At 25.9% G+C, this 10,979-nt stretch carries 10 protein-coding genes and 1 pseudogene; 5 read left to right on the top strand and 6 right to left on the bottom strand.

Features of this window, described 5'->3' with window-relative positions; translation table 4 throughout:
• Positions 1-230: pseudogene (locus tag BU00_RS05430) on the bottom strand (hypothetical protein); the annotation flags it as partial.
• A gap of 116 nt (positions 231-346) precedes the next feature.
• On the opposite strand from BU00_RS05430, the gene BU00_RS0100050 reads away from it, so the two are divergent.
• Positions 347-2,224: a hypothetical protein gene (locus BU00_RS0100050; protein WP_027120952.1), complete on the top strand. Its 1,878-nt coding sequence runs from the start codon at positions 347-349 to the stop codon at positions 2,222-2,224.
• Between the two features lie 56 nt (positions 2,225-2,280).
• On the opposite strand, the gene BU00_RS0100045 is transcribed toward BU00_RS0100050, so the two are convergent.
• Genes BU00_RS0100045 through BU00_RS0100030 form a run of 4 tightly spaced genes read right to left on the bottom strand, consistent with a single transcriptional unit; the run spans position 2,281 to position 5,902 of the window.
• Positions 2,281-3,165 carry a MurR/RpiR family transcriptional regulator gene (locus BU00_RS0100045; RefSeq protein WP_027120951.1) on the bottom strand — a complete coding sequence of 295 codons (885 nt, stop codon included), beginning with the start codon at positions 3,163-3,165 and terminating at the stop codon, positions 2,281-2,283.
• A gap of 39 nt (positions 3,166-3,204) precedes the next feature.
• Positions 3,205-3,933, bottom strand: coding sequence for a glucosamine-6-phosphate deaminase (nagB, locus tag BU00_RS0100040; protein WP_027120950.1), 729 nt, complete (start codon positions 3,931-3,933; stop codon positions 3,205-3,207).
• 8 nt (positions 3,934-3,941) lie between these two features.
• Positions 3,942-5,051 carry an N-acetylglucosamine-6-phosphate deacetylase gene (gene nagA / locus BU00_RS0100035; protein ID WP_036458657.1) on the bottom strand — a complete coding sequence of 370 codons (1,110 nt, stop codon included), beginning with the start codon at positions 5,049-5,051 and terminating at the stop codon, positions 3,942-3,944.
• Positions 5,051-5,902, bottom strand: coding sequence for an N-acetylmuramic acid 6-phosphate etherase (locus BU00_RS0100030; RefSeq protein ID WP_027120948.1), 852 nt, complete (start codon positions 5,900-5,902; stop codon positions 5,051-5,053). Before BU00_RS0100030 ends, nagA begins: the two co-directional genes overlap by 1 nt.
• 213 nt (positions 5,903-6,115) lie before the next feature.
• Here BU00_RS0100030 and BU00_RS0100025 point away from each other — a divergent pair, with 213 nt between their 5' ends.
• The 4 genes from BU00_RS0100025 to BU00_RS0100010 all read left to right on the top strand — a co-directional run bounded on the left by BU00_RS0100025 (position 6,116) and on the right by BU00_RS0100010 (position 10,740).
• Complete coding sequence (locus tag BU00_RS0100025) at positions 6,116-6,394, top strand: hypothetical protein (RefSeq protein WP_027120947.1); 279 nt, start codon at positions 6,116-6,118, stop codon at positions 6,392-6,394.
• Positions 6,394-8,058, top strand: a complete 1,665-nt coding sequence (locus tag BU00_RS0100020; protein WP_027120946.1) for a PTS transporter subunit EIIC — start codon at positions 6,394-6,396, stop codon at positions 8,056-8,058. Before BU00_RS0100025 ends, BU00_RS0100020 begins: the two co-directional genes overlap by 1 nt.
• A gap of 618 nt (positions 8,059-8,676) precedes the next feature.
• A complete protein-coding gene (locus BU00_RS0100015; RefSeq protein WP_027120945.1) occupies positions 8,677-9,345 on the top strand; it encodes a hypothetical protein in 669 nt (222 codons plus the stop codon).
• A 3-nt stretch (positions 9,346-9,348) separates the two neighbouring features.
• Positions 9,349-10,740 (top strand): HNH endonuclease, encoded by a 1,392-nt coding sequence (locus BU00_RS0100010; protein WP_027120944.1) that lies wholly within the window; start codon positions 9,349-9,351, stop codon positions 10,738-10,740.
• A gap of 19 nt (positions 10,741-10,759) precedes the next feature.
• On the opposite strand, the gene BU00_RS05165 is transcribed toward BU00_RS0100010, so the two are convergent.
• Positions 10,760-10,979 (bottom strand): hypothetical protein (locus BU00_RS05165; RefSeq protein ID WP_036458655.1); only part of this gene is annotated, 220 nt, incomplete at its 5' end.

The raw sequence follows: 10,979 nt of genomic DNA, 5'->3' as shown, positions 1-10,979 counted from the left end.
TTTCTTTTCTTTTGCTTCTTTGTCCCTGTTTTCGATATCAATATTTCTTTATTCATATCTAAATTATACAAATTATATTTTCTTATGAAATATGATTTTACATATAAAGAATTTCTTTTATTTGTTTCCTTCAAATATTTTTTTCAGAAAATATCAATGTTTTCTCTTTTTGGATTTTCATATTCTTTAAATCAATAAAGCCATTCTTGTTGTGTTAGTTGTTTTGCCATTTTTTCGGGGGTATACCCCCGTGTGCCCCTTTCATATATGAAAGGGCTAATAAAGGTGGAAATCTCATTAGCCCTATGGTCTAATTTTAATTTCCACCTTTAAATTTGTAGAAGGTGTGGGTGTTAATAACAATGATACCGAAAGACTAGCGACAAGTACTAAATTAACACCGTTAGTAAATGATTCATTTGATTTCAATCCAAGTAATGCTCCTCTTTCTAAATTGGTTGATGATAATAAAACTGAAAGCGGAAGATGAGATACATGAGGATTTTTTGGAAAAGAGCAACCTAAACCATATGTAACTCTTCAAATTCATGACTATAATAATAATGATGATCATTCTCAAGGACAAAAAGAAACTATAATAAACACATTTAAACTTTGAACAAGGGTGAATGGATATAATAGAAACGGTCAAACAGGTAAAAGATTGCCTACTGAATACATAAAACTTTATACTTCAGTAGATGGGGTTAATTTTAATCCTGTTACTAATCAAGATAAGGTAACAAAAAAAGAATTATTTGGTGATAGACTTGATCAAAATGGTGAAGTTTTACAAAATCACATATTAAATGGAAATTATCTTCAAGTTGATATAAAATTTGATCCTGTTTTAGCAAAATACATAAGATTCGAGTTTAAAGCACCAGAAATACCTAACACAAAAGGTACTCAAATACAATCAACAAATGAAATAGCAACAACTAATTTAGGTATTGTAGGTTTTACAGAAGTTGAAGTATATAAACTTACAGATGCTGGTAAACAAAAATGAGAAGATGCTAATAATATAGAAACTCAAAAACCACAAAATGATAGTGTAACATTACCAGAAAACATCCAAGTTAACTTTAAAGACTTAAATCTTTCTAATTTAAGTTTTGATAATACTTCAGCATCAAAAGTTGTTGAAGTATCAGAAAAATTTGACTTAAACACACTAGATGTTTCAAAAATTAATGTTCAAAAATTAATGGATAACACTCCACAAGATATTGACAATAATATCGCTGTAGTTGTAGAAGAAACAAAATCAACAAAACTTGGTGAAAAACTTCTTTCTAAAACTTTTAAAGTAACATTATTAAAAGATGAAACTACTAAAAAAGTATTTACTTTTGAACTTAAACATAAACTTGTTACATTAAGAGATTTTAGAACATTTATGGAAACTCTTGAAGAAGAATATAATTCTTTACTTCACGGTAAAACAACTGAAGAAAAATACAGACCTGTATTTACTCTTAAACAAGATTTAGATAATTTTAAAAATCAAACCTTAAAAATGAGCGTTAACCAAGACTTTACAAAATACAAAGATCAAGCATCTGAAAAGTTATTAAAAATTAAAGATAAATTAGCAGAACTTGATAACCAAACTCTTCTTTTATTCAAAAAATATGAAGTTAACAAAAAATCAGAATCAGAAGTTGAAATTAAAGTAACAATTGACAGAAGATTTGTAAAAGGAGATGAAAATACTGCTTTAACACTAAAAACTTCTGATGCAAATATGATAGATACTGAGTTAAGTGTTGCTAAAGATAAATGATCAGAAGGATTTGTAAATGGAACTCCTTCTGAAAAAGAAGTAACATTTACTATTAGAGCAACAAATGCTAATAAAGAATTTAATATTATTGGTTTAACATTAGGGAATGAATTGCTTGCTAAATTTGAAGAACAAATTAGTTTAACAAAACAAGCAGATAACGCTGGAACAACAGATAATACTGCGCAAGGTGATCAATCTGGTGATATGTCTGCAAACTCTTCACAAGATGGTATGCAACCAAGTGGTCAAGACCAAGGGACACAAGGTGATGCTTCTACAAATGGTTCTACTGGTTCAACAGCATCGGGTAACACAAGTTCATCAGATATGGCTGCAAACACACAAGGTACACAAGCAGGAAGTACTTCTGGTCAAGGAACAACAAGTGGTTCTCAACCAGCAGCGGCAACTCCTGCACCACAAGCAAGTTAATATTAAGTAAAACAAAAACTTTAATCTATATGATTAAAGTTTTTCTAATACTTAATTTATTGTTTTTCTTTTAAATCATCTAAAAGTGAATTTCAATTATGAATAGATTTATTAATACCACTAAAAATTGTCTTATTTTTATCAACTTGTTGAGAAACATAAGAAAATATCACATCACTAATTAAAAAACTAGATATCTTAGAACCAATAGAACTAATTCGATATTTTTGATTAATACTATCTAATGATAAAACATTTTGAACATTTTTTAACGCAACATTATCATTTCTAGTTCACACAGAATATGGAATTTCTTTTTGTTCTAAAAAAGAAATAATATTTTTTATTTCAAGAGTTTTTAAACTTCTTGAAATAAGGGTTACGTGTAATTGTTTTGTTTCAAGAAGTGCTGCAAAACTATAAAAATGGTGAATATCATCTGCTGTGATAGCGTTTTGACCTATTTTTCTTAAATTATAAGTTAAATATTTCGCAACCATACCGGATTCACCAACACCAAAAAATATTTGGGTTTTATATTTTAGTAGTGATTTAATATATTGATGTAACTTTTTCAAATCAACAAAATTTTCAATTGTTTTTTCAACAGTAAACAAATAATGTTTTTTAATGTTTTCAAAAACTACTTGTAAAGAGCTTTCTTTTTCAAGATTATCATCAATTTTTCTATCTTTAATATATTGAAATTTAGATGAAACATAAACTTTTAAATCATTAAGATTTTGAAATCCTAACAAATGTGAATTACGCGAAATACTTGAAACTGAAACTTTTATCTTGTATGCAATATTTTTAGAATTAGATTGTAAAAAATTCTCTGTATCATTTTCAATATAATCAATGAATGCACTTAAACCACTTCTTTTCTTTTTAGTTTTGATATTATCAAGAAATTCTTTTGTAAATATTTTTAGTTCCATTTTTTAATTATATATAAGTCTAATAAAAAAGAATTAATATTATTTATTTAATAATTTAGATGCATCTTGATCTAAGATAAAAGTAACATCATTGTGTGTTTGTAAAAAACTTCCTGGTACATTAGATGTTATTTGTCCATTGATTGAATCAAAAACAGCTTGTGCTTTTGCTTGCCCATCAGCTAAAAGAATAATTTTTTTAGCTTTTAAAATAGTTCCTATACCCATTGAAATAGCTGTTTTTGGCACTTCATCATAATTCTTAAAGTATCTTTGATTTGACTTAATTGTACTTTCTGTTAATTGTACTTCTCTAGTAACATCAGTAATTAAAGAACCTGGTTCATTGAATGCTATGTGAGCATTTGTTCCTATACCTAAGATCATTAGATCAATCCCACCTTTTTGCTCAATTAATTTTTCATATTCTTTAGCATTTTTTGTAATATCACCTAAACCATTTGGTAAATGTACATTTTCTTTTAGGATATCAATATTATTAAATAATACTTCATCCATAAAGTAATGATATGAACAAGGATTTGAAGGATCTAACCCTACATATTCATCTAAATTAAACGATGTTACATTTTTAAAAGAAATTTCTTTATTTTCATATTTTTCAATTAACTTTTTATATGTTTTAATTGGTGAATTACCTGTTGCAAAACAAATAGTAAGATTTGGATTTTTTTGTATCTCTTGTGCAATTATATTACTTGCTTCAATTGCTTGTAAGTCACTATTTTCTTTAATAATTATTTTCATATTTCTCCTTATTTTATTTGTTCTCCGTTTATATATACATTTTCTAATTCCAGTGTTTTTGGATTTAATAACACTATATCTGCAAAGTAGTTTTGTGAAATTACACCTATTTCATTTTCTAATTTTAAATATTTTGCACTGTTGTATGATGTTAATTTAACCGCATTTTCAAATGAAACACCTATTTTAATAAGGTTTTTAAAAGCATCGTGAATTGTTATTCCTGAACCAGCTATGGTATCTGTTCCTTTTAAGGTGATTTTTAACCCTTTTTTAGTTATAGGTATTCCTCCAGAAATACTATCACCATCTGGTGCATATGCTGGTTTTATTGCATCAGAAACTGCAATTATATGATCAAATCCTTTTAATCTAAAAGTTAAGTCAAGGGATTCTTTTGATATATGTAATAAATCAAAAATCATTTCGGTATAAACATTCTTGTTTAACAATGATGCTTGTAACAATCCAGGTTTACGTGAATCTATACCACTCATAGCATTTCATAAATGACATACAGAATAACAGCCTAAGTCAAAAAATTCTTGAGCTGTTTGATAACTTGTGTTACTGTGTCCAATAGAACCTATAATATTGAGTTTATCTTGTGTGTATAAAAAGGTATCTTTATCAATTTGATCAGGATCCAGTGAAATCTTTTTAAGTTGTTTATTTGATGCATTGTATAATACATCAATAGAATCTATTGAACATTTTTTTAAAAATTCTGGTTTATGTGCTCCATTTTTTTTAGTCCCTATAAAAGGACCTTCGATATGTAGACCTAAATTTTTAGAATATCATTCTTGGTTTTTACTAATATTTTTAAGAGATTCTAAAATAACATTTCACTCATTAGTCATTGCACTTGGCATAAATGATGTAGTTCCGTGCTGTGCTAAGTGTTTTGAAATCATTTTTGTTGCTTGCTCCCCTTCCATTACATCATAACCCATAAAACCATGAATATGTGTATCTATAAATCCAGGTACAGCAATTTGTGTTGCAGTATTATTATTTGGAACAATTTTTACAATTTTTTCATCTTGAATATAAATATCTGCACAATTGATTGTTTGATTGTGATTAATTATTTTGACATCGTTAATTATTTTCATTATCCAATTATATCCCTTAAATTATTTTTAAACTCTTTTAAAAGTTTTTTAGCATCTATAAAATCAACTTGCTTAAAGAACATAATAATTGCAATTTTTATATTTTTATTCGCTTTTTTATATAAATTATTTGCATCTTCAAAAGATAAATTTGTTATCTTTTGAATAATATTAATACTACGTTTTACTAATTTTTCATTAATTGGTGTTAAGTCAATCATATAGTTATTATAAACTTTACCTAATTTAATTGCTGTTGTACTTGAAATAGTATTTAAAATCATTTTTTGAAGTGTAGCAGATTTTAATCTTGTTGATCCATCTATAATTTCAGGTTCAAGGTGGGATATTAGTGCTAAATCAGTATTTTGTAAACACAATCCAGAATCTTGATTAGATATTAGCACTGTTTTTGCAAAAACCTCTTTTGCAAAAACAAAAAAACCATTTACGTATCTTGTGTTTCCTGAAGCTGATAAACCAATAATTAAATCATTTTGATTAATTTTAAATTTTTTGGCATCTTTTTTACCTAATTCAAAATCATCTTCATATCCTTCCAAAGATTTAAGAATTGCTTGTTGACCACCGGCCATTGCATATTTAAATCAATTATACTCTCCAAATGTAGGTAAGATATCTAGAGAATCAAGCATTGCTATCCTTCCGCTTGTTCCTGCTCCTACATAAAATACCCTACCTTTGTTTTTAATAGTGTTCACACAAAGTTGTGACAATTCAATTATTAGGTTTTTTAAATTATAAAATTCTTTTTGTACATCCATAAAAGAATAATTAAATTCATCAAATAATTCATGATAATTTAATTGATCAAGTTGTTTATTTTTCATAATACTCCCTTTGTGATTTTATTACTTTTTGACAAATTTAACAAAATATGCAATATTTTTGCATATTTTAAATTATCTTAAATCTTAATTTAAATATGAATGCAATTTCATTGCAATATCTATTTTTCTTATAAAAAAGTTCTAAAATAATATTGAGAGTTGAAAAACTCTTAAAAAGATAATAAAAATTATATTAATATTAAGGTAAGTAAAATGAAAAAATTTTCTAGTTTGTTTTCAAGACTTAATCCATACCAGTATATTTATATAGCCTTATGATCATTGTTTTCTCTAATGTTAATTAGTCTTGTTGGATTACTTGGAGGTTTAAAAGTCGGTCCACATTTAAGTGCACAAGCACATTCAAATATTATTAGTGTTTTTGCATTTTTCTTTTTGCTTGTTTTCTTTGGAGCGATCATTAGTACTGTAATAGTTCATGGATTTATTTTGAAGAAAGTTAAAAAACCTTCTGATAAGGGAGGTATGTAATGCAAAAAGTTGTGACACAAAATCAAAATATGTCATTTATTAAAAGAGCAATGGAAAAACTAAGTAAAATAGGAGCAGCATTAATGTTCCCAATTGCTGTTTTACCAGTTGCTGCTATTTTATTAAGGATTGGTGCAGAAATTCCTACAGCAACTCCTTTTGCCGCGTTTGTTAATGCTTTATTTTTAAAAACAGGTGGTGCTGTTTTTGACAACCTACACATTTTATTTGCTGTGGGTGTTGCGTTTGCCTTTACCAAGGATAAACGTGGAGAAAATGCTTTTGCAGGATTTATCTCAATCGTTATTCTTGCTTCACTTTTACCTTCATTAGCTGATAGTTTTTACTCTAATGTTAACTTAGGTAATGGTGTAGTTGGATTTAAAAACTTATTTGGTAGCAAATATAATGCTATCTTTGGTTCAAACGTTTTAAATGGTATGATAATTGGTGCTGTTATTGCATATATTTACAATTATGCAAATAATGTATCATTACCAAAAGTTTTAGGTTTCTTTTCAGGTAAAAGATTAATTCCTGCTCTTGCAATTATTGTCACAGTATTATTTACAATTGTCTGAGCGCTAATCTTCCCTTGAATAGGATATCTTATCTTTAAGATATCAGAAGCAATGTCTAATGCTGTTGCTTCAAAAAGTGGTGACTTATCATTATCAGCAAGATTTACTCGTGCTGGTATAATGGGTGGATATGGTTTTATTAACCGTTTATTGATTCCATTTGGTCTTCACCACATACCAAACAACATTTTTTGATTCCAACTTGGAACTTGACCATCAGAAGTTCAACCTGGAACAAATGTTAATGGTGACATCTTTATTTTCTTAAATGGTGTTGCAAAAGATAATCCTGGAGGAATTTTCCAATCAGGTTTCTTCCCTATGATGATGTTCGGATTACCTGCTCTTGTTGGTGCCTTTATTTATAGAGCAGAATCAAAAGAACAAAAAATCAAAGTTATTTCTTTATTTGGTTCAGCGGCAATTATTAGTTTCTTAACTGGTATTACTGAACCTATTGAATTTGCTTTCTTATACATTTCACCTCTTTTATTCTTAATTCACGCAGTATTAACAGGTATCTTTGCCTTTGTTACTGGTGCAATGGGTATTCAATTAGGATTTGGTTTTTCAGCAGGATTTATGGACTTTATTTTAAGTATTCCAAAATCATTAAGAATTATTAATGAATCAGGATTTACAGGTGCAACAAAAGTCTTTGCAAATCCAGGATGAATTATTGTGATTGGTCTTGTATGTGGTGCTTCATATTTCTTTATTGGAAGTTTTGTGATTAAAAAACTTGACTTATCTACACCAGGTAGAAAAACAGGTATTATTCTTTCTGATGAAGAAAAAAATACAACTGTTTCACAAGAAGTACTTAATTCTGATTTTTCAAGTAAAGCAAGAAAAATAGTTCAAGGATTTGGTGGATGAGATAACATTGTTGAATACAATAACTGTTCAACAAGATTAAGATACATAGTTAAAGATGCTTCAAAAGTTAATGAAGAAGAACTTAAAAAAGCAGGTGTCTTTGGTGTTGTAAAAGTGTCTGATACATCTTACCAAGCAATTATTGGTGTAGAAGCAGAATCAATTAATAACCAAATTGTTTCAAATAAAGGAAAAGAATTATAATAGTAAATATATGAAAAACCTGTTAGTTAACTAACAGGTTTTTATAAAACAAAAAAATATAGATATGTTTAAAATAAAATTAATAATTTTTGCAGTTAATTTTAAAGTACAGTCTTTAAGAGTAGAAAATATCAAGGAATTGCAAAAATTGTGAGATATAGGAAGAATAGTGACTGTATAATTTATTAAAAAACAAAACGCTTTTAAATATAACAAGAAAATAGAAAGAACCTAGAAATTGAATAAAAAATAATGAATAATGAAAGCATTGATTATTTTACTTGAAACTAAATAAGAAAAGGTTTTTAAAATTAACTTGAATTCCTTTCTTAATAATTATATTAAACTTTGGATCTTAACTAATTATTTTTAAGGTCTTGTATTAGGTTATCAAACTCATTTTTTCTTATTTGTTTTTAACTAAATAAGAAAAAATTAAATAAATTAAGATTGGTTTTTAACAAAATACAAAACACTATTTTTTGCTAAAAAATAAAATATTGTGTAAAATTTAAATATTAATTTAACATTTTAAAGGTGGATACTTATTAAACTTTCTCTGTTTAGTTTATTATCCACCTTTAAAAATCCTATAAAACTAAGTAAGAGGGTATAAAAATGAAAATTATCGATAAAGCAATAAACGATATAAAAGATAATAAAAATTTAACAAAAAATGTTAAATTTGTTGAAGAATATATTCAAGGGTTAAAAGAGCGAAATAAAAACGATATCACTAAAGCGTTTAGATACGCAAATGATGATGAATGATATACAACAAAAGAAGATGTTCAATTTTTTATTGATAATGCAAAAATTCCATTAGATAAAATCATTTGATGTCCTTTTGACTTAGAAACTTCTAACTTTGTTACTGTTTTTCGTAAAAACGGTTATAAGGTTATTTCATCACATATATTTGATGGTAAAGACTTTTATGAATATGAGCCCAAAAAATGAGATATTATTGTAAGTAATCCTCCTTTTAGAAACAAACATAATTTGTTAAAAAGATTGCTTGAATTTAATAAACCCTGAGCACTCATTTTTGGTATTCAAGCTTTAAATAGTGAAAAATTTTGTGATTTCTTGCAAAAATTTAAAAGAGTTCAGTATGTTCACTTAAAAAGAAGAATGTGTTTTACAAAAGATCATTTAAATTATGATGTTATGAATCTTCAAAGACCATCATTTGCAAGTATGTGGATTGCTAATAATATGTTTGATAAAGATATCCAAGTTTGAAAAGGCGTGGACTATAAAAAAGATGGGAAGGAATATACATAATTTATGAAAATTACATTAGTGTATTCTTTAAAATGATTTCTTAAACTTGAAAAAGAATATCAAAACACATATAAAGATAATAATATAAACAATTTAAAAAATATAATTTTAAATTGTTTGCTACGTAATAATTTATTAAGCATTGAAAATCTAAAACAAGAAATCATTTGAGTTTCGCATAAAAAGAGTTTTCAAGGTTTATTTATAAAAGAAACTAAATCATTTGTTTATTTTACACCTAAGTTATCAAATAAAAATAATAAATTCAAAATTAATGGTAGAAATACATTTGTTAAACAAAATTCATTGCCAATAATTAATTTTGTTTATAAAAACAAAGATAAAATCGATAATTTGTTTATTTCAATAAATCCTATTGATAATGAGGAAATAAATAAAAATAATATTACAGATATAAATATAACAGATTCAATAAAATCAGATTTTAGATTTTTGTCTATTGTAGGATTTCAATTAACTAATTCATTAAATGTTTTCAAAAACATAAATGAAATAAAATCATTGCCAAATCTTGATTTACATCAATTTTTAAAATTAAAAAAACAAATAAGATTTAAAAATAAGAAAAATAAATCCTTATTCATAGAATTTAGTATTGAAAATGGTGTTAATTATTTAGATGTTTTTGGTAAATTTGATGGTGCTAACGTAGCAGATACAATAATAACTTGCATTGTATTAGATAAACTAACCAAAACTTATGAACATATTGTAAAAAATATTTGAAATATAAGTAAAAATGAACCAACAGATAGTCATAAGAACATATTGGAACATTTAGGATTTATATTTTGTGGTGATTCTGATAAAAAATCAAGTTCTTATGAGGATCTTGAATTTTCTGAAAATAATTTACAAGGTTTTAGCAGAAATCAAAACTTGTTAAAACATAGAATTTATAAAAAATTTAATGAATTTATAAATACAGATGAATGTTTTGCTTGCTCTTATAACATTTCTGAAAATTTAATTATCTCTCATATTCATAGACACTCAGATATTAAAACAGATATTATTAAAAATAAAATAGAAGTGTTTTTAGCTCAAAATCAAACAACAAGCGGTGATAATTGTTTTTTATTGTGCCCAAATCATGATAAAGAATTTGAGAAAGGATTGATATATTTTGATATTGAAAAGTTTAGATTTTTACCAAATCAACTTCTGCTTAATAATAGAAATATTGAAATAGAAGATATCAAATTAAGAATACTTAATAAATTTGCAAAACTTAATAAAGATGATATACAACAGTTGCTTACAAATGATTTTAAAAGATTTAATCAACTTCACCAAAAAAGAATTAAAAAATTATACCCATGTTTCCCAGTTGACAAAGGTAAAAAAACTTTTAGCACTATAATACAGTGTTAAAAGTTTTTAAATATAAAATTTACTTGTTACTTTTTATGTATTTATAGTAATCATTATAAATACTTCAAGAAATATTCGATAATTCATTCTCTGATTTAAATTTTTGAATATTTGTTTTTGTAAAATTGTTTTCTTCAACTATGTATTTCATATTTCTAAAAACATCAACCATACTATCATCAGTTATTTTTTGAACAACTCCATTGTTTTTGTAAAATTCTTTGATTTTGTATGAAAGA

It is taken from the genome of Mycoplasma leonicaptivi ATCC 49890 (genome assembly GCF_000622205.1).
Lineage (GTDB): Bacteria > Bacillota_I > Bacilli_A > Mycoplasmatales > Metamycoplasmataceae > Mycoplasmopsis > Mycoplasmopsis leonicaptivi.
Note: the sequence above shows the minus strand (reverse complement) of the source record. Positions and strands in the feature narration are given on the sequence as shown.